16 protein-coding genes and 1 tRNA gene are annotated in these 17670 nt (G+C 72.7%); 7 read left to right on the top strand and 10 right to left on the bottom strand.

The window, feature by feature from the left end; all coding sequences use genetic code 11:
- Nucleotides 1-53: 53 nt before the first annotated feature.
- Both ABD361_RS18710 and ABD361_RS18705 read left to right on the top strand, forming a co-directional pair.
- Nucleotides 54-776: a hypothetical protein gene (locus tag ABD361_RS18710; protein ID WP_344436544.1), complete on the top strand. Its 723-nt coding sequence runs from the start codon at nt 54-56 to the stop codon at nt 774-776.
- Nucleotides 773-1048 (top strand): DNA-binding protein, encoded by a 276-nt coding sequence (locus tag ABD361_RS18705; protein WP_344436543.1) that lies wholly within the window; start codon nt 773-775, stop codon nt 1046-1048. The genes ABD361_RS18710 and ABD361_RS18705 overlap by 4 nt, the downstream gene beginning before the upstream one ends.
- A gap of 250 nt (nt 1049-1298) precedes the next feature.
- Here ABD361_RS18705 and ABD361_RS18700 read toward each other — a convergent pair.
- Nucleotides 1299-1372 (bottom strand) — tRNA-Pro (locus ABD361_RS18700).
- A 324-nt stretch (nt 1373-1696) separates the two neighbouring features.
- On the opposite strand from ABD361_RS18700, the gene ABD361_RS18695 reads away from it, so the two are divergent.
- Nucleotides 1697-5005 (top strand): amidohydrolase family protein, encoded by a 3309-nt coding sequence (locus ABD361_RS18695; RefSeq protein ID WP_344436541.1) that lies wholly within the window; start codon nt 1697-1699, stop codon nt 5003-5005.
- Nucleotides 5006-5075: 70 nt separating this feature from the next.
- On the opposite strand, the gene ABD361_RS18690 is transcribed toward ABD361_RS18695, so the two are convergent.
- Together ABD361_RS18690 and ABD361_RS18685 are read right to left on the bottom strand one after the other, a co-directional pair.
- On the bottom strand, nt 5076-5972 hold the full coding sequence (locus ABD361_RS18690; protein ID WP_344436540.1) for a chitosanase: 897 nt from the start codon (nt 5970-5972) through the stop codon (nt 5076-5078).
- A gap of 170 nt (nt 5973-6142) precedes the next feature.
- Nucleotides 6143-7327 carry an MBL fold metallo-hydrolase gene (locus ABD361_RS18685; RefSeq protein WP_344436539.1) on the bottom strand — a complete coding sequence of 395 codons (1185 nt, stop codon included), beginning with the start codon at nt 7325-7327 and terminating at the stop codon, nt 6143-6145.
- 145 nt (nt 7328-7472) lie between these two features.
- Here ABD361_RS18685 and ABD361_RS18680 point away from each other — a divergent pair, with 145 nt between their 5' ends.
- Nucleotides 7473-8441 carry an endonuclease/exonuclease/phosphatase family protein gene (locus ABD361_RS18680; RefSeq protein ID WP_344436634.1) on the top strand — a complete coding sequence of 323 codons (969 nt, stop codon included), beginning with the start codon at nt 7473-7475 and terminating at the stop codon, nt 8439-8441.
- Nucleotides 8442-8450: 9 nt separating this feature from the next.
- Here ABD361_RS18680 and ABD361_RS18675 read toward each other — a convergent pair whose 3' ends face one another.
- The gene (locus ABD361_RS18675) at nt 8451-9104 is read right to left on the bottom strand and encodes an alpha-ketoglutarate-dependent dioxygenase AlkB family protein (protein WP_344436538.1); all 654 of its coding nucleotides are present in this window, start codon (nt 9102-9104) and stop codon (nt 8451-8453) included.
- 116 nt (nt 9105-9220) lie between these two features.
- Between ABD361_RS18675 and ABD361_RS18670 the strand changes: the two genes are divergently transcribed.
- The gene (locus tag ABD361_RS18670) at nt 9221-9781 is read left to right on the top strand and encodes a carboxymuconolactone decarboxylase family protein (RefSeq protein WP_344436537.1); all 561 of its coding nucleotides are present in this window, start codon (nt 9221-9223) and stop codon (nt 9779-9781) included.
- 3 nt (nt 9782-9784) lie between these two features.
- On the opposite strand, the gene ABD361_RS18665 is transcribed toward ABD361_RS18670, so the two are convergent.
- From ABD361_RS18665 to ABD361_RS18655, 3 genes are all read right to left on the bottom strand, one after another.
- Nucleotides 9785-10705, bottom strand: coding sequence for an SAM-dependent methyltransferase (locus tag ABD361_RS18665; RefSeq protein WP_425583255.1), 921 nt, complete (start codon nt 10703-10705; stop codon nt 9785-9787).
- A gap of 71 nt (nt 10706-10776) precedes the next feature.
- Nucleotides 10777-11025 (bottom strand): DUF397 domain-containing protein, encoded by a 249-nt coding sequence (locus tag ABD361_RS18660; protein ID WP_344436535.1) that lies wholly within the window; start codon nt 11023-11025, stop codon nt 10777-10779.
- Nucleotides 11026-11029: 4 nt separating this feature from the next.
- On the bottom strand, nt 11030-11896 hold the full coding sequence (locus ABD361_RS18655; protein WP_344436534.1) for a helix-turn-helix domain-containing protein: 867 nt from the start codon (nt 11894-11896) through the stop codon (nt 11030-11032).
- A gap of 136 nt (nt 11897-12032) precedes the next feature.
- Between ABD361_RS18655 and ABD361_RS18650 the strand changes: the two genes are divergently transcribed.
- On the top strand, nt 12033-12488 hold the full coding sequence (locus ABD361_RS18650; RefSeq protein ID WP_344436532.1) for an ATP-binding protein: 456 nt from the start codon (nt 12033-12035) through the stop codon (nt 12486-12488).
- 46 nt (nt 12489-12534) lie between these two features.
- Here ABD361_RS18650 and ABD361_RS18645 read toward each other — a convergent pair whose 3' ends face one another.
- Complete coding sequence (locus tag ABD361_RS18645; protein WP_344436531.1) at nt 12535-13326, bottom strand: SGNH/GDSL hydrolase family protein; 792 nt, start codon at nt 13324-13326, stop codon at nt 12535-12537.
- A 149-nt stretch (nt 13327-13475) separates the two neighbouring features.
- Here ABD361_RS18645 and ABD361_RS18640 point away from each other — a divergent pair, with 149 nt between their 5' ends.
- On the top strand, nt 13476-14270 hold the full coding sequence (locus ABD361_RS18640) for a tyrosine-protein phosphatase (protein ID WP_344436530.1): 795 nt from the start codon (nt 13476-13478) through the stop codon (nt 14268-14270).
- Here the strand turns inward: ABD361_RS18640 and ABD361_RS18635 are convergent, their stop codons facing one another.
- On the bottom strand, nt 14271-15665 hold the full coding sequence (locus ABD361_RS18635) for an aspartate aminotransferase family protein (protein ID WP_344436529.1): 1395 nt from the start codon (nt 15663-15665) through the stop codon (nt 14271-14273). It lies immediately after the preceding gene.
- On the bottom strand, nt 15662-17635 hold the full coding sequence (dxs, locus tag ABD361_RS18630; protein WP_344436527.1) for a 1-deoxy-D-xylulose-5-phosphate synthase: 1974 nt from the start codon (nt 17633-17635) through the stop codon (nt 15662-15664). Before dxs ends, ABD361_RS18635 begins: the two co-directional genes overlap by 4 nt.
- Nucleotides 17636-17670: the final 35 nt, after the last annotated feature.

Genomic DNA, 17670 nt, shown 5'->3' with positions numbered 1-17670 from the left:
GCCACGGTCACCACTCAAGTGATGCCCAATCGGCACGACGAGAGAAGACAGCAATGGCATTACTACGCTGGGACAATGCATTCGACAACATCGAGACGCATGTCCTGGAGCTTCAGACCAGCCCGGACCTGCACCTTGCGCTACCGGGCCTCGCGCGGCCGCTGCGACTGAGCCCCGCCGAGGCCAGGAACGCGCTCTACAGGGTTCCCGGCGACGAAGACCTGCGGAATTCAATCTGGTCGAGCACCATCGCCCGAGCCCGGCGCGAGGGCGACGCCCGCTCGGACTGGCAGCTCTTTGTCACGTGGCTGGCCATCCCCGCGCTACGCCGGACGGTGTACCAGGTGTCCAGCCGCCTGGGAAGCGAACGCGCCGAGGTCGAGGCGGAGGTGCTGGTGGCCCTGCTGGAGGAGTTGCAGACGGTCGCGCCGGACCAGCCGAACTGCGGCCAGACGCTGCTGCAGGCCGTCCGGACCCGCGCGTGGCGCGCCGCTCGCCGCCCGCCCGAAGCGACCGTCGCGGACACAGCGGTCATGGAGGTTCTTCGGCGACGCTCCGGCCACGGAGTGGAAGGACACATTCCCGCTCCGGCCAGCCGAGAGCGTCTGCTCGCTGCACCTCGGATCACGGTGTCTCGTGCGCAGCGCGAGGGCGAACTCCTCGGGGCGCTGGCTCACCGGCTCGGCCTGCGCGACCTGGTCTCCGCAACGACAGGTACAGGGCAAAGGCGCCGCATCGGGAAAATTTCACTGAGGAAGAAAGGCGGGCCACGATGACTGGGCGGGGAGCCACCCAGCTGACCTTCCCGGAAGCCTTCGCGCTTCCGGTCACCACCAACCTGCGCACAGCCGCGGCGGCGTTCGGGATGAGCATGAGCACGGCCTACCGGCTTGCTGGCCGCGGAGCATTTCCGTGCAAGCTGCTCCGCCCCGGACACCGCTACCTCGTACCAACTGCGCCTTTGATGCGCGCCCTCGGTATCGAGGAATGGCCAGTCTATGCAGATGACTTGGCGGCGGGCGCCGAAAGCGAAGCCGAGCTCGACTGAACAAAGCTGTTCAGGCGCAGCACACGGCTGTAGGTCAGGCAAGAGAGCCGACGTGGGATCTGGCGGCGGAACCCGGGAGCCGATCTCCAAGCGCTCGTTGCGGGCGGTTCGTGAGCGGCCTGCAGGTCACTGTGCGTGTAAACCGCAGCCCACGGCCGGAGCGCGGCGGCGACCTGGCAGCTGCGGGCGAAAGATCGAAAAGGGCCGTTCCCGATCATCGGAAACGGCCCTTGACCTGCTACTTCGCAAGTCGGGACGGCGGGATTTGAACCCACGACCCCTTGACCCCCAGTCAAGTGCGCTACCAAACTGCGCCACGTCCCGGTGCTTGTCCGGCCCGGGGTTTTCCCCGCGCCGACCGCGCACGAGAACAATACCGCACTTCGCGGGGTGGTCGCGCACCGCTTTCCGGCGGCCGTCCCGGCACACCGTAGCGGGGCGGATGCGGAGCGTGTCCGGGCCGTCAGGGGGGCCGGTGGGCTCGTCTTCCTTCGGGTGATCCTCGGTGCCGTTTTCTTGGTGATCAAATCCGCGCACTTCCCCCTTTCCGGGCCCCGGGGTGTTGACCCCAGGCACATGAGGCATGCAACGATCACCTTTTGCATGTGACCTTCCGCCTCACGCAACTCCCCTGGACCAGGAGGAAAGTTGGACACGGACACCCACATCGCGGCGGCGGCTTCCGCCGCCCTCTCCCGTCGCGGGTTCCTGCAGGCCGCGGCGGGGGGTGCCGTCGTGGCCGGGGCGGGCGTCGCGCTGCCGGGGGTGGCCGGGGACGCCCTGGCCGCCGGGCGGGGCGGGCGGGCGGACGTGCTGTCGTTCACCGCGGCCACCAACGGGGCGGCGTCCATGGCGCCGGACGGGCGGCATCTGGTCGCCGAGGTGCAGAACGTGCTGTGGTCGGTGCCGCGGGAGGGCGGGGAGGCCGTGGCGATCACGCCCGCCGACCTGGAGCCGACCCGGCCGGTGCACGCGCCGGACGGCCGGCAGCTCGCGGTCTGCGCGTACCGGGGTGGCGGCTTCCACATCTGGGTGCTGCGGCCCGACGGCTCGGGGCTGCGGCAGCTGACGGACGGGCCGTGGGACGACCGGGGGCCGGCGTGGTCGCCGGACGGCACGCGGATCGCGTTCGCCTCCGAGCGGGACGGCGACCCGGTGGCGGGCAGCCCGTACCGGGTGTGGGTGGTGGACGTGCGCACCGGCGCGCTGACCAAGGTCACCGGGCTGCCCGGGCAGGAGGGCCCGGGGCAGGAGGGGGCCTGGGAGGACTTCGACCCGGTGTGGTCGCCCGACGGCCGGCGGCTGCTGTTCGTGCGCGGCCGGGTGGAGGGCACTGCGCTGCAGTCCCGTACGGTCGCGTCGGTGGCGGCGGACGGGCGCGGGCCGGTACGGGTCGAGCACACCGAGGCGGCGGCCGCGCAGGTGATGACCCCGGCGGTCTCTCCCGACGGCCGGCTGGCGTACCTGCGGACGACGGCCGCGCCGGCCGCCTCCTGCACGCTGGTCGTGGACGGGGCGGCGGTGCCGGTCGAGGGGGACGTGGAGCCGGTGCCCCCGCGGTGGGTCTCGCGGGACGAGCTGCTGCTGACCGTCGGGGGGCACTTCGCGGTCGTCCAGGTGCCCGCGGGGGCCAGCAAGGGCAAGGCCCCGGCGGACGACCTGCCGCACCCCTCGGCCGCCCCCGCGCCGACCCCGCCGGCGACCGGTCGCGGCGTGCCGGCGGTCACGATTCCGTTCCGTGCGAAGCTGCCGCTGTCCCGGCCGCGGTACGACGTGAAGCGGTACGACTTCGCCGCCGAGGGCGGTGGCGTGCGGCCCGTACGGTCGCTGCACCTGCCGGCGCTGTCGCCGGACGGCCGCCGGGTGGTGTTCGCCGCGCTGAACTCGCTGTGGCTGGCCGACGTCTCCGGCGGCCGGGCGCCGCGGCGGCTGGTGAAGGCGGATCCGACGCGCTACCTGTTCGCGCCGTCCTTCTCCCGCGACGGCCGGGCGCTGATCTACGCCGACGACCGTGACGGGCTGCTGGCGGTGCGCCGCCGCGAGCTGGCCACCGGCGCCGAGACGGTGCTGGCCGCCGGCGGGCGCTCGCTGCCGGCGCTGTCGCCGGACGGCAGCCGGCTGGCCTGCGTCGACATGTCGGGAAACATCGTGGTCCGCGAGCTCGCCGGCGGCACCGAGAAGGTGCTGGCCGCCCCGCTGGGCGCGGGCGGGCTGCCCGGCAGACCGAGCTGGTCCCCGGACGGGCGGTACGTCGCGTTCTGCGACCGCAACCGCCTGAACCAGCGCTTCCGCGAGGGCTACAACCTCATCCGCGTCGTCGACACCACGACCGGCGAGGCCCGGCTGCACGCGCTCGCCCCGCACGCCTCGGTCTCCGACCGCTACGACTCCGGCCCGGTCTGGTCGCCGGACGGCCGCACCATGGCGGTGATCAGCGAGTCCGCGCTGTGGCTGCTGCCCGTGCGCCCCGACGGCACGCCGGACGGCGAGGCGCGGCGGCTGACGGACGAGGCCGCCGACCACCCGTCGTGGGCGGCCGACAGCCGCCGGATCCTGTACCTGTCCGCCGGGCGGCTGCGGCTGCTGGACACCAGGGACGGCTCCGTGCGCACGGTGCCCGTCGCCCTGGACTACCGGCGCCCGGCACCCGTCGACACCGTGGTGCACGCCGGCCGGCTGTGGGACGGCACGGGCTCGCAGGTGCGCGAGGACGTCGACCTCGTCGTGCGGGACGGCCGGATCGCGGCCGTCGAGCCGCACCGGCCCCGGCGGGCGGCCCGCCGCACCGTCGACGCCTCGCAGCGGACGGTGATCCCGGGCCTGTGGGACGCCCACACGCACCCGTGGCAGTACGTCTACGGCGGCCGGCAGACGGCCATACAGCTGGCGTACGGGATCACCACGGCCGTCTCGTTCGGCGGCTTCGCCTACGAGCAGGCGCGGCTGCGCGAGGCGGTGGCGGCCGGGGAGCTGGCGGGGCCGCGGCTGCTGACCGCCGGCGAGCTGCTCGACGGCTCCCGCGTCGCGTACAGCATGGGCCGGGCGCACCGCACGCGCGAGGGGCTGCGCCGCTCGCTGTCCCGGGCGGCGGCCCTGGACTGGGACTTCGTCAAGACCTACGTCCGGGCGCCGGGCTGGCTCATGGAGGAGGCGGCGCGCTTCGCGCACGAGCGGCTGGGGGTGCGCAGCGGCAGCCACCTCTGCTCGCCCGGCGTGCAGCTGGGCCAGGACCTGACCACCCACCTGCAGGCCACCCAGCGCCTGGAGTTCGGGCACGCGACGACGGCCACGGGCCGGGCCTACCAGGACCTGGCGGAGATCTACACGGCCACGAACTTCCACATGGTCGCGACGATCTTCACCTCGATGCCGCTGCTCGGCGCCGATCCGGCGCTGGCGAAGGACCCGCGGATAACGGTGCTGACGCCGCCGTGGGACATCGCGCTGGTCGAGCACACCGCCGCCAAGCCGCCGACCGAGCAGCAGCTGGTCACCTTGGAGCGCGAGGTGGAGGTCTACCGCACGGTGCTGGCGGGCGGCGGCATCGTGGCCCTGGGTACGGACGCCCCGCTGGTACCGGTGGGTCTGTCGCTGCACATGGGGCTGCGGGCGCTGCACCGGTACGGGCTGTCGGCCGCGCAGGCGCTGCGGACGGCGACGGTGCTGCCGGCGCGGGCGTTCGGCGTCGAGAAGGACCTGGGCACGCTGGAGGAGGGCAAGCTGGCGGACGCCGCCGTGATCGACGGCGACCCCTTCGCCGACTTCGACAGCCTCGTGCGCACGACGTCGGTGCTGCGCGGGGGCGTGGAGTTCGAGCAGCGCGCGCTGGTCGCCGCGTACGAGCACGCTCCGGCCGCCGCGGCGCTGCGCGCCGGTGCGGGCCGCCCGGACTGGCTGGCGATCGGCCGGCAGCTGCGCCGGGACTCGTGCTGCGACATGGAGCACCCGGCGCACTGACGCCGTGCGGGCCACTGCGGTCCGGGTGCGGTGGCCCGGCCGCAATGGCCCGCATGGGTCTGCAGGATCGTTACTGCTTGATCTCGTAGGAGTCGCCGTAGACCTTCCACTTCAGCGGCGGTTCGAGGTCGAGGTTGCCGTTGTCGAGGAAGACCCGCTGCGCGGTGTCGACGCGGCTGGTGTCCCTGTGCGCCTCCTCGTGCTTCATGGCGGCCTTGCGCGCGTCCAGGAAGGCGCTCAGGTACGTGCGCTCGTCGCCGCCCCGGGCCGGGGGCTTGGCCTTGGCCAGGGCCTTCTTGCGGATGTCGCCGAAGCTGTCGCGTCCGGTGCCGGGGCCGTGCATGACGATCGCGTCGTAGTAGGCGAACTGACCCAGGGCGCGCAGGCCGTCCTGCTTGGCCTGCTTGACGGCGGGGTCGAAGTAGATGCGGTCGCGCTCGGCCTCCTGGGCGTCCTGGAAGGCCTTGTCCTCGGCGGCCTTGTGCCAGGCGTCCTCGAAGGGCTTGCCGAGTCCGGCGTGGGAGTCGGTGCCGTTGACCTTGCGCAGGGCGGGGAGGTACTTGGCCAGGGGGTTGCCGGGCTTCCGGTCGGTGTAGCGCTCGACGAGTTCGAGCATGTCGCCGGTGCCGGAGCAGAAGCCGATGATGCCTCCGGTGTAGCCGCGGCCGTCCTTGATGTCCTCGATGTAGGTGAACTGGGCACGCCAGTCGAGCGAGGAGTTCTCCGCGCTGGAGACCAGCCGCATGGCGATGTCCTTCTTGTGCGGGTCGTCGAGACCGGCCCCCTGCGTCCGGGCGGCGGCTGCCGGCGCGGCGGCCGGGGACGACGATGCGGCCAGGCCGGGGCCCGCCAGGAGCAGCGAGGCGGGCAGGGCGGCGGCCACGCCCCACAGGGCGAGGCGGGTGGTCTTCGGCGTCGTAGCCGTCGTCGTCTTCGTCGTCGTCTTCGTCGTGGGGCGTGCGGGCATGCGGAACTCCGTTCCCGGTGGGCGGCTTGGGACCCTGCCGACACAGTGTTAGGAAGGTTTCCTAACCTCGGCCCGGGCATTGAAGCGCCCCCTCCGCATACCTGACAAGACATACGCGCACAGTTGTGCGAGATTCCGCCAATGTTGGCGGCGGTTTCCGGTAACGCCCCTCAGGCCTGCAGTGCGACGTCGGCCGGCGAAGCGGCCTCCGTGCCGCCGCCCTCCACCACCGGGCCGGCCCCCGCGGGCCGCGCCGCCACCGCGCGCCACCACGGGTCGAACGGCAGACCCACGGCCGGCTCGAACGGCTGCCCGGGCCGCGGCACGACCAGGCGGGCACCGGCGTCGCGGGCGGCGGTGACGCCGTCCTCGGCGGGCTCCTCCCACGGGTGCGGGGCGAGGTTGAAGGTCCCCCAGTGGATCGGCAGCATGACGCCCGCGGAGGCGTCGCCGCCCTGCAGGTCGGTGTGCGCCCGCACGCCCTCCCGGGGCGTCATGTGGATGTCGGGCCAGAACTCGGAGTACGCGCCGATCTGCACCATCGTGGCGTCGAACGGACCGTGCTGCGCGCCGATGGCGGCGAAGCCGGGGAAGTAGCCGGTGTCGCCGCTGTGGAAGATGCGGTGCGTGTCACCGGCGACGACCCACGACGCCCACAGCGTGTGCTGGGCGTTGCGCAGGGCGCGCCCGCAGAAGTGCCGGGCGGGGGTGGCGGTGAGGGTCAGGCCGCCGACGCGCGTGTGCTCGTGCCAGTCGAGCTCGGTGATGCGCCCGGCCGGTACGCCCCAGTGCTCCAGGTGGGCGCCGACGCCCAGGGGGACGACGAAGGCGGCGCCGCTGCGGACCAGGGCCCGGACGGTGGGCATGTCCAGGTGGTCGTAGTGGTCGTGGGAGATGACGACGGCGTCCAGCGGCCCGGTCTCGGCGAGCGGCACCGGTACGGGGTGCAGGCGGCGGGGGCCGGCGAAGGCGAAGGGCGAGCAGCGCTCGGACCACACCGGGTCGAACAGCACCCGCTGCCCGTCGATCTCGGCGAGGACGCTCGAGTGCCCCATCCACGTCAGCCGCAGCCCGGAGGCGGCGGGGACGGCCAGGTCGGCGACGGTCGTGGGGTGCACGGGCACGGCGTGGGCGGGGGCGCGGCGGCGGCGTTCCTCCGCGCGGAAGTAGGTGGGCAGGAACGCCAGCATCGAGCCGGAGGGGGTGCGCCGGGTGCCCTCGGGGTTGACGAAGGAGCCGTCCGCGAAGTGCGGCGAGCGCCGGATGCGCGCCATCCGCTCCCCCGCCGGGTCGGCGCCGAAGGCGGCCGGGCGCAGCGAGTCGAGGGGCGAGCGGTACGGACGGGAGCCGGTCACGGCACCTCCAGGGAGCACATCGGTCGGACCCGGCCCATTATCCGCCGAGCACATCGCGGTCTTCGGCCGGGCGGGTGATCGCCCGGGCGCGTCCCGGCCGCCCGCACCTCCCCACCGACAATCCGATGAAAAGACTGAGGCCATGGTGGTCATCGGCACATGGAACCTGCAGAACCTGTCCCGGCCCGGCGCCGGCCCGGGCACCCCCCAGGACGAGGCGGCGTACGAGACGAAGCTCGACGGGCTCGCCTCCACCGTCAACCGTCTCGATCCCGTCCTGCTCGGCGTGCAGGAGGTGCTCGATCCGAAGGCGCTGGACGACCTGGTCGAGCGCCTGGACGGGCACTGGCACGTGCTGCTGTCCGAGCATCCCGACAGCGCTCCCCACCACCCCATCCGGGTCGGCTTCCTCAGCCGCAGGCCGATGAAGCGCCTCGCCGACACCACCGCCTTCCCCGAGCAGCTGCTGCCCGTCCAGAGCGGGGACGACGGCGGCACGATCCACGCCATGGGCCGCGGGGTGCTCGCCGTGGAGATCGAACCGGCTCCGGGCCACCCGCTCACGGCGGCGGTGTGCCACCTGAAGTCCAAGCTCCTGAAGTTCCCCGACAAGCAGAACCCGAACCAGGACCGCTTCGACACGGACGACGAGGGCGAGCGCGCCCGCGTCGGCGCGTACGCGCTCTTCCGGCGGGGCGCCGAGGCGGCGGCCGTGCGGGCGCTGGCGGACGAACTTCTCGCAGGCCACGGCGACACGCGCGACGTGGCCGTGCTGGGCGACTTCAACGACGGGCCCAAGGCGGCCACCACCCAGATCCTCTACGGCCCGCCCGGCTCCCAGCTGGACCATCCGCGGGGTGCGGCACGGCCGGACCCGGGGGATGCGATGCGGCTGTGGAACCTGGCGCCGCTGATCAAGGAGAACGCCTTCTCCCGCGTCTTCGAAGGGGAGAAGGAGCTCATCGACCACATCCTGGTCAGCCACTCCGTGCTGGCCCGGGCGAAGAAGGTGTTCACGGGCGCCGGCGAGCCGCTGGAGAGCACCGGGGAGCAGCCCAAGGCCGGCAAGCAGCCGAGCGACCACGCGCCCGTCCTCGCGGAACTCGCCTACTGAGACAGCCCGCTACCGAGTCAGCCCGCTAACCCGGAGGGTGATGTTCAGCCGTCCCGTCAGCCCCAGCGGGGCCGGTGCCGTGCCGGGCAGGATGCGCGGCACGCCGTGGTACGCGAGCCGGGAGGGGCCGCCGAAGACGAACAGGTCGCCGCTGTGCAGTTCGACGTCCGTCCAGGGCCGGCTGCGGCCCTCGGTGTTGCCGAAGCGGAAGACGCAGGTGTCCCCCAGGCTGAGCGAGACGACGGGCGCGGTGGACTTCTCGTCGGCGTCGCGGTGCAGGCCCATCTTCGCGTCGGCGTCGTAGAAGTTCACCAAGGCGATGTCGTACGCCTCGGGCCCGGCCGGGCGGCCGTACGCGCGCGCCACCGCGGCCCGCGCCAGCTCGTCCAGCCAGGCGGGGAACGGCTTGACCGGCGCGCCGTCGCCGTCGACGACGGTGCGGGCGTAGCCGTAGGGGAACCAGTGCCAGCCCAGGCAGACGGTGCGCACGGACATCTCGCCGCCGCTGGGCATGCGCACCGTGCGCAGGCCCGCCGGGGGCCGGGCCCAGGCGCGGCAGGCCGCCAGGAGGCGGCGCTGGGCGGCCTCGTCCAGCCAGCCCGGGACGTGCACCGCGCCCGGGGCGACCTCGGTCACGGGCCGGGGGAAGAGCTCACCGTCCATGCGGCCAGCCTAGGCCGGGGCGCCGGCAAAAGATTTTCACCCGGTGATGTCACATCCGGGGGGTCCCGATTCGTCGTACGGGTGACAGCAACCGTTCTCCTCGGAAGGCACCGGCCATGGCCCGCGTTTCCCTCACCCCGCCCCGTACGCTGATCAACCGCCTCGTCGCCTGGTACAGCAAGCGGACGTACGGCAAGGTCATCGATCCCATGCTGGCGCTCGGGCACAACCGCAAGGTGCTGATGACCGACGCGCGCTTCGAGATGTCGCTGGCCCGGTGGAACAAGCTGGACAGCGGGCTGAAGGAGCTCGCCGTGATGGCCTCGGCGGCAGCGATCGGCTGCTCCTGGTGCATGGACTTCGGCTACTGGCTGAGCCACGGCCAGGGCATGGCGCCCGAGAAGCTGCGCGACGTGCCGCAGTGGCGCTCCAGCGACGCCTACACGCCCCTGGAGCGCGATGTCATGGAGTACGCCGAGGCGATGAGCGCCACCCCGCCGGCCGTGGAGGACGAGCTGGCGGAGCGGCTGCGGCGGCAGCTCGGCGAGGCGGCGTTCGTCGAGCTGACCGCCATAGTGGCAGTGGAGAACCTCCGCTCCCGGATGAACTCGGCGCTGGGGCTGACCAGTCAGGGCTTCAAGGACAGCTGCGAGATCCCGGCCCGCCCCGGCGCCTGAGGTTCAGCCCTTGCGGCCCACCCCGCCGTAGAAGACGGTGTTGCTCAGCTCCTCGGGGCCGGGCACCGGGCCGTCCGGGCGCCACAGCGGCACCCGGACCAGGCCCGGCTCCAGGAGCGCGAAGTCGCCGAAGAGCGGCTCGATCGCGGCGCGCCCGCGCAGGTTCAGGGCGGCGGTGGCGTTCTTGTAGACGTCGAGCACTCCGTCGCGGGCCACGGCGTCGGTGCGCCCCTGGGCGTAGCCCGCGTAGGGCTCCTCCGTGGCGTGGGAGAGGACGAGCAGGCTGCCGGCGGGCAGGGCGTCCCCGAGGGTGGCGATGATGCCGGCGGGGTCCTCCTCGTCCTTCACGAAGTGCATGACGGCGACGAGCAGCAGGGCGACGGGCTCGCGGAAGTCGATGAGGTCGCGGACCACGGCGTTCTGCAGAATCGTTTCGGGCTGCCGTACGTCCGCGAGCGCGAAGCCGGCGCCGCCCTCGTTGGTGAGCTTGGCCCCGGCGTGGGTGGCGACGATGGGGTCGTTGTCGACGTACGCCACCCGGACGCCGCGGGCCTCCTCCCGCGCGACCTCGTGGGTGTTGGGCGAGGTGGGGATGCCGGTGCCGATGTCGAGGATCTGCCGGATGCCGCCGCGCACGGCCTCGCGCACCGCCCGGCGCAGGAAGGCCCGGTTGGCGCGGGCGGACAGGCGCACCTGCGGGTGGGCCGCGATGACCTGCTCGGCGGCGAGGCGGTCCACCTCGTAGTTGTCCCAGCCGTCGAGGTAGTAGTCGTACATGCGGGCCGGGTGCGGTCTGCTGGTGTCGATCTCCTCGGCCGTGAAGCCCCCCGCCTCCAGGCCCGGGCCGCCGAAGCGCCCGTCGAAGCCCCACTCGCCCGCGCCCTGCTCACCCGCGCGCTGCTCGCTCGTGCCCTGCTCGCTCATGCCCTGCTCACCCACGCCCGTCCCCTTCGCTTCGCATGTTCTCTCCCCCGTTTCCGCGTGCGGTGGCGCGGTCAGTGCCCCGCGAGCAGGAAGTCGGCCTCGCCGGCCTTGGCGCCCCGGATGAAGGTCTCCATCTCGTGACGCGTGTAGATCAAAGCGGGACCCTCGGGGTCCGTGGACTGGCGCAGTGCCACGCGCCCGTCCACCAGTCTCATGACCTCGACGCAGCTGCCGCCGTTGCCGCCGCTCCACGGCTTGCTCCAGCCCTCGGTGCCGAGGTCGGAGGCGGGCATGCCGTTGTAGACGTGGTCCGGATCCATGGTTTCAGATCTCCTTACGAATGCCACCCAGGATTGCCTTGGTGGTGTGTGCCGGCGCGGCCTGCGCGCACATCCGGTCCAGTGCCTCCAGGAAGGACGAGACGTCCTCGCGCTGGTCGAAGTACGAGGCACCGACGAGGTTCTCGGCGTACGCGATGTCCGGAAGCTCCTGGATGGGGAACCGGAAGATGTGGAAGGGGCCGTACATCGCCGGGTGCGGGCCGGCGGCGAACGGCATGAACTGCAGGCGGACGTGCGGCATCTCACTGGCCTCGATCAGCCGGTCGATCTGGGCCCGCAGGACGTCCGGCCCGCCGATGGGCCGGCGCAGCACGGTCTCGTCCATCACCACCCACAGCAGGGGCGGCCGCTCCCGGGTGAGCAGGCCCTGGCGCTCCCGGCGCACGGCGACGGCACGCTCCACGTCCGCCTGGGGGGCGTGCGGCATGCCGGCGCGCAGCACGGCCCGGGCGTAGTCCTCGGTCTGCAACAGGCCGGGCACATAGTGCGGTTCGTAGGCGCGGATGAGGTTGGCCTCCTGCTCCAGGCTCACGAACGCGCTGAACCACTCGGGCAGGACGTCCCGGAAGCGGTGCCACCAGCCGGGGCGGTTGGCCTCGCGGGTCAGTGCGAGGAAGCCCTCGACCTCCTGCGGGTCGCTCACCCCGTAGACGCGGAGCAGCTTCTCCACGTACGGGATCTTCAGCCCGACCTCGGCCTTCTCCATCCGCCGGACGGTGGCGTGGGTGACGTCCAGGGCGCGGCCGGCCTCCTCGTAGGAGAGGCCGGCCTTTTCCCTGAGGTCCTGGAGCCGCTTGCCGAGCACGACCCTCAGGACGGTCGGGGCCCCCGCCGGACGCGCGTCCGCCACTGTCCATCCCCTCCAACTGCCGTCATATGCCAGCAGTGTGCCACGCAGCCTGTCGGCCCGACAGACTGTCCTTGCGATTCTGCAATTTACAGATTGAACCTTGCCACAGCTCGCACACATCGCACATAGTTGCGGCGTGGTCCCCTCCCATGACGCACCCTCGCCCGGGCTCTGCGGCAGCTATCTCATCGGCCATCTGCAGGACGCCTTCCACTTCCCGGCCCTCAACGCCTCGGTGGCGGAGGCGCGAAAACGAGTTCTCGCACGGCTGCGGGAGTGGGGAATCGACGAAGTCGCCTGCGACGACGCACAGTTGGTGGTCTCGGAACTGTTCACCAATGCCGTGCGGCACACCGACAGCGACAAGGTCGGCTGCCGGCTGCGGGTGAGCGGGGCGGCACTGCGCATCGAGGTCGCCGACCACGGGCACGCCCCGACGGAACCACGGGTGCGCTGCAGCGGGGCGGACGAGGAGAGCGGACGCGGGCTGCTCCTGGTCGGTGCCCTGTCGGCGGCGTGGGGGGTCCGGCCCGACGACAGCGGCCACGGCCGTGTCGTCTGGGCGGACGTGCCGCACGGGCGGCTCCCCTGAGGCGGGCCCGCACCCGCGGGCCCCGAGGGTCCGTTGCGGCCGCGCGTTACAGCGGCAGCAGGTCCGGGCGCTTGGGCTCGACGTTGTCCCCCGAGGACTCGCCGCGCAGCCGGCGCCCGATCCACGGCACCAGGTGCTCCCGGGCCCAGTGGATGTTGTCGCGCCGCACCTCGGCGGCCGAGCGCTGCCCCTCCTCCGGCCACGGCTGGTCCGGGTCGGCCGGCACCTCAAGGCCCAGCACCTGCGCGGCGCGCAGCGCCACGCGGGTGTGGCCGTCCGCCGACAGGTGCAGCCGGTCCTCGCTCCAGGCCCGGCGGTCCTGCACCGAGCGCAGGGACCACAGGTCGAGCACCGGGCAGTCGTGCCGGTCGGCGATGGCCCGCACATGGGCGGTGTACGTCGCGATCTTGCCCCTCAGGTGCCGCAGGACCGGCACGCCGCGGGTGTCGAAGCCGGTGCACAGCAGCACGGTGCCGACCGTCGCGCGCAGTTCGGCCACGGCCGCCTCGTAGCGCTGGGCCACGTCGTCCGGGTCGCTGCCGGGGCGCAGGATGTCGTTGCCGCCGGCGCAGAAGGTGACGAGGTCCGGGCCGAGCTCCTTGGCCCGGGGCACCTGCTCCTCCACGATCTGGTCCAGGAGGCGGCCGCGCACGGCCAGGTTCGCGTACCGGAAGGTGTGCTCCGGCTGCTGGTCGGACAGGAGGATGGCCAGCCGGTCGGCCCAGCCGATGAACGTGTCGTCGGGTCCCGGGTCGCCGACGCCCTCGGTGAAGCTGTCCCCGACGGCCGCGTACGACCCGATTGCGCTCTTGCTGAATGAATGCGAATCGTCTGCCACGTCAGTACATCTTTCACCTTCGCAAGTGACCTACGCCACCGTAACCAGGGGTTGACGTGCCGTGATGTATCCCACCCCGGCAATGTCGCGCCGTGCGGAATACGATGCGGTGTCGCATCGGCGCCGCATCTTTCGCAAGGGAGCAGCACGTGACCTGGACACCGCCCGCCCCGTCGACCGAACCCGAGCTCGCGAAAGTCCGCAACTTCCGCGACCTGGGCGGCCTGCCGGCCGCCGGCGGACGGCAGGTGCGGCCCGGCGTCCTCTTCCGCAGCGGCCACCTCGCGCACGCCACCGAGACGGACAGGGCCTTCCTGGAATCGCTCGGGCTGCACACGGTCTTCGACTTCCGCAACGCGGCCGACATCGCCCTCGAAGGCCCGGACGTCGCGCTCACCGGCGTGCGGAATGTCAACATCCCCTTGTCGGACCCGGCCGACGGCAGCGAGTTCTGGCGGATGGTGCGCGACGGCGACCTGGCCACCCTGCGCGCGGTGCTCGGCGAGGGCCGCGCGGCGGACCGGATGGCCGACTCCTACCGCACGATGATCGTCACCCGCACCGCCGAGCACAGCCGCGTGCTGCACGCGCTCGCCGACGACAGCGTCCCCGCCCTGATGCACTGCGCCGCCGGCAAGGACCGCGCGGGGCTGTCGATCGCCGTCACGCTGCTCGCCCTCGGGGTGGAGCCGGAGGTGATCGAGGCCGACTACCTGGAGTCCAACGCACCGCACCGGCGGTACGTGGTGCGGCGGGGGGACGGGGAGGCTCCGCCGGAGGTGATGGAGCTGCTGTCCCCGCTGTTCGAGGCGAGGGCCTCGTACCTGGGGGCGGCGTTCGCCGCTGTCACGGAGACGTGGGGGGCCACCGAGCGGTACCTCTCCGAGGGGCTGGCCTTGACCCCCGGCACGCGGGAGCGGCTGCGGGAGCGACTGCTGTCGTAGCTATCCGCCCATCGCCTGCTTCATCAAGGTCTTGCCGAAGTCCCACATCAGGCCGCCCCCCTCGTGGGCTTCGTCCATGACGGCCGTGAAGGCGTCGACGAAGCGGTCGACCTCGCGCTCGCCGATGATCAGCGGCGGGATGAGCTTGATCACCTCCAGGTGGTCGCCCGAGACCTGCGTGAGGATGCGGTGCTTGCGCAGCAGCGGGATCACGACCATCTGGGCGAACAGGCCCTTGCGGGCCGCCTGCAGCATCGTCCAGCGGCTGCGCAGGCCCAGCGACTTGGGCCGGCCGAACTCGATGCCGATCATCAGTCCGCGCCCGCGCACGTCGTGCAGCATCTCGTACCTGCCGGTCAGGGCGGCGAGGCGGGAGCGCAGCAGCTCGCCCGTGGTGCGGGCGTTGGCGACGATCTGCTCGTCCTCCATGACGGCGAGGACCGCCAGCCCGGCCGCCATGGCCTGGGCGTTGGAGCCGAAGCTGGCCGAGTGGACGAGCACCCGGTCCATGGAGGAGTAGACCTTCTTGAAGATCCAGTCCTTGCCGAGCGTGGCGCCGACGGGGACGTAGCCGCCCGAGAGGGCCTTGGCCACGCACACCAGGTCCGGCTCGACGCCGCTCTCGTGCTGGTAGCCGAAGAACTCGCCGGTGCGGCCGATGCCGGTCTGCACCTCGTCCGCGATGAGCAGGGCCTTGTGCCGGTGCAGCAGCTCCTGCGCCGCCCGCAGGTAGCCGGGCGGGGGGACGTGCACGCCCTTGCCCTGGACCGGCTCGATCACGAACCCCGCGACGTCGCCGCGCGCCAGCTCCCGTTCCAGCGCCGCCAGGTCGCCGAGCGGCACCGCGGTGTCGGGCAGCAGGGGCGCGAAGCCGTCGCGGAAGCCGTCCTCGCCGTTGACGGACAGCGAGCCGATCGTCAGGCCGTGGAAGGCGTGCCGGCAGTACAGGATGCGCGGCCGGCCGGTGGCGTACCGGGCGAACTTCAAGGCGGTCTCCACCGCCTCGGTGCCGCTGTTGCCGAAGAAGACCCGGTCCAGGTGGGGGGCGTACGACAGCAGCCGCTCGGCGAGCAGGCCGGGCAGCGGCGGGCAGTCGAAGCGGGTGAGGTCGGCGAGGGAGGCGTCGAGGACGTCGTGCAGCGCCTTGCGCACGACCGGGTGGTGCCGGCCCAGGCCCATGACCCCGAAGCCGGCGAGCATGTCGAGGTGGTCGCGCCCGTCGGCGTCCCAGAAGTACGCGCCCTCGGCCCGCTCGTAGACCTTGTCGAAGCCGATGGTGTGCAGCATGCGCGGCAGCTGGTGGTTGAGGTGACGGGCGTGCAGCTCGTAGCGTTCGCCGCCGCGCTCGGCCAGCAGCCGGGCCAGGTCGAATCCCTTGGTGCCCTCGGAGGTCATGCCTCGCTCGTCTCCTTCGCGGCCGCGGCCCGCACGGCCTTGTTCCGGCCGGCCTTCGCGCCGTCGGTCTTCGTCACGGTCGCCCGGGCCTCCTGCGCCCGGGCCAGGGCGGCGCTGATCCGCCCGGCGATCTCGGCCGGCGTGAGCCCGACGTCGGCGAGCACCTCCGACCGCTTGGCGTGCGCCAGGAACTGCTCGGGGATGCCGAAGGTCCGTACGGGCACGTGGGTGCCCGTGTCGCGCAGGGCTTGGGCGACGGCCCAGCCGACTCCGCCGGTGCGGCTGTTGTCCTCCACCACGGCGACCAGCCGGTGCTGGGCGGCCAGCGGCGGCAGGGCCGGGTCGACGGGCTTGACCCAGCGGGGGTCGACGACGGTGCAGCCGGTGCCGCGGGCCCGCAGCAGCTCGGCCGCGTCCAGCACGACCGGTGCCATGGCCCCCACGGCGACGAGGAGCACGTCGGCCGGGGTCCGGGCGGAGCCGGCCAGGACGTCCATGCCGCCGGCGCGGCCGACGGCGGGCACGGGCTCGCCGACGTTCTCCTTGGGGAAGCGCACGACGGTGGGGGCGTCGTCGACCTCGACGGCCTCGCGGAGCTGGGCGCGCAGCTGGTCGGCGTCGCGCGGGGCGGCGATCCGCAGGCCGGGGACGACCTGCAGGATCGACATGTCCCACATGCCGTTGTGGCTGGGCCCGTCCGTCCCGGTGACGCCGGCGCGGTCGAGGACGAACGTCACCCCGCACCGGTGCAGGGCCACGTCCATCAGCACTTGGTCGAAGGCGCGGTTGAGGAAGGTGGCGTAGACGGCGACGACCGGGTGCAGGCCGCCGGTGGCCAGGCCCGCCGCGCAGGTGGCGGCGTGCTGCTCGGCGATGCCGACGTCCCAGACGCGGTCCGGGTACGCCTCGGCGAAGCGGGTCAGGCCCACCGGGTCCAGCATGGCAGCCGTCAGGGCCACGACGTCGGGCCGCTCGGCCCCGATGCGCACCATCTCCTCGCCGAAGACCGACGTCCAGGACACCCCGGCCGGGCGGGACAGCGGCCGGCAGGTGAGCGGGTCCATCACGCCGACGGTGTGGAAGCGGTCCGCCTCGTGCTCCAGGGCGGGCCGGTAGCCGCGGCCCTTCTGCGTACGGCAGTGCACGAGGACGGGCCCGTGGAAGCGCTTGGCCCGGCGCAGCGCCGACTCGACGGCGGCGATGTCGTGGCCGTCTATGGGGCCGAGGTACTTAAGGCCCAGGTCCTCGAACATTCCCTGGGGGGCGAAGGCGTCCTTGAAGCCCTTCTTGGCGCCGTGCAGCGACTCGTAGACGGGCCTGCCCACCCCCGGCACGCGCAGCAGGGCCTCCTTGCCGCGGGCGAGGAAGCGCTCGTAGCCGTCGGTGGTGCGCAGGGTGGCCAGGTGGTCGGCGAGGCCGCCGATGGTGGGCGCGTAGGAGCGCTCGTTGTCGTTGACGACGATGACGAGCGGGCGGTCCTTGGCGACGGCGATGTTGTTGAGCGCCTCCCAGGCCATGCCGCCGGTCAGGGCGCCGTCGCCGATGACGGCGACGACGTGGCGGTTCCAGCGGCCGAGGACCTGGTTGGCCTTGGCCAGGCCGTCGGCCCAGCCCAGCACGGTGGAGGCGTGGCTGTTCTCGATGACGTCGTGCTCGGACTCCTCGCGGGAGGGGTAGCCGGACAGGCCGCCCTTGCCGCGCAGCTTGGAGAAGTCCTGGCGGCCGGTGAGCAGTTTGTGGACGTAGGACTGGTGGCCGGTGTCCCACAGGATGCGGTCCGCTGGCGAGTCGAAGGCCCGGTGCAGGGCGATGGTCAGCTCCACCACGCCGAGGTTCGGTCCCAGGTGGCCGCCGGTCCTGGCCACGGCGTGGATCAGGAAGTGGCGGATCTCCTCGGCGAGGTCGGTGAGTTCTTCTCCGTCGAGCGCCTTCAGGTCGCGTGGACCGCGGATGTTCTCCAGCAACGACACGCCGGCCCCCTCCTCCTTGGTCGGCCCGGCAGCCC

Source organism: Streptomyces luteosporeus (assembly GCF_039532865.1).
In the GTDB taxonomy this organism is placed as follows: domain Bacteria; phylum Actinomycetota; class Actinomycetes; order Streptomycetales; family Streptomycetaceae; genus Streptomyces; species Streptomyces luteosporeus.
The sequence above is the reverse complement of the archived record's forward strand: the minus strand, read 5'-3'. Positions and strand labels throughout refer to the sequence as shown.

Coding starts and splice junctions, on each gene's coding strand:
- ABD361_RS18710 (WP_344436544.1), top strand. CDS start 54: ATGGCATTACTACGCTGGGACAATGCATTCGACAACATCGAGACGCAT.
- ABD361_RS18705 (WP_344436543.1), top strand. CDS start 773: ATGACTGGGCGGGGAGCCACCCAGCTGACCTTCCCGGAAGCCTTCGCG.
- ABD361_RS18690 (WP_344436540.1), bottom strand. CDS start 5,972: ATGCCCGCACGCCCCACGACGAAGACGACGACGAAGACGACGACGGCT.
- ABD361_RS18675 (WP_344436538.1), bottom strand. CDS start 9,104: ATGGACGGTGAGCTCTTCCCCCGGCCCGTGACCGAGGTCGCCCCGGGC.
- ABD361_RS18670 (WP_344436537.1), top strand. CDS start 9,221: ATGGCCCGCGTTTCCCTCACCCCGCCCCGTACGCTGATCAACCGCCTC.
- ABD361_RS18665 (WP_425583255.1), bottom strand. CDS start 10,705: ATGAGCGAGCAGGGCACGAGCGAGCAGCGCGCGGGTGAGCAGGGCGCG.
- ABD361_RS18660 (WP_344436535.1), bottom strand. CDS start 11,025: ATGGATCCGGACCACGTCTACAACGGCATGCCCGCCTCCGACCTCGGC.
- ABD361_RS18635 (WP_344436529.1), bottom strand. CDS start 15,665: ATGACCTCCGAGGGCACCAAGGGATTCGACCTGGCCCGGCTGCTGGCC.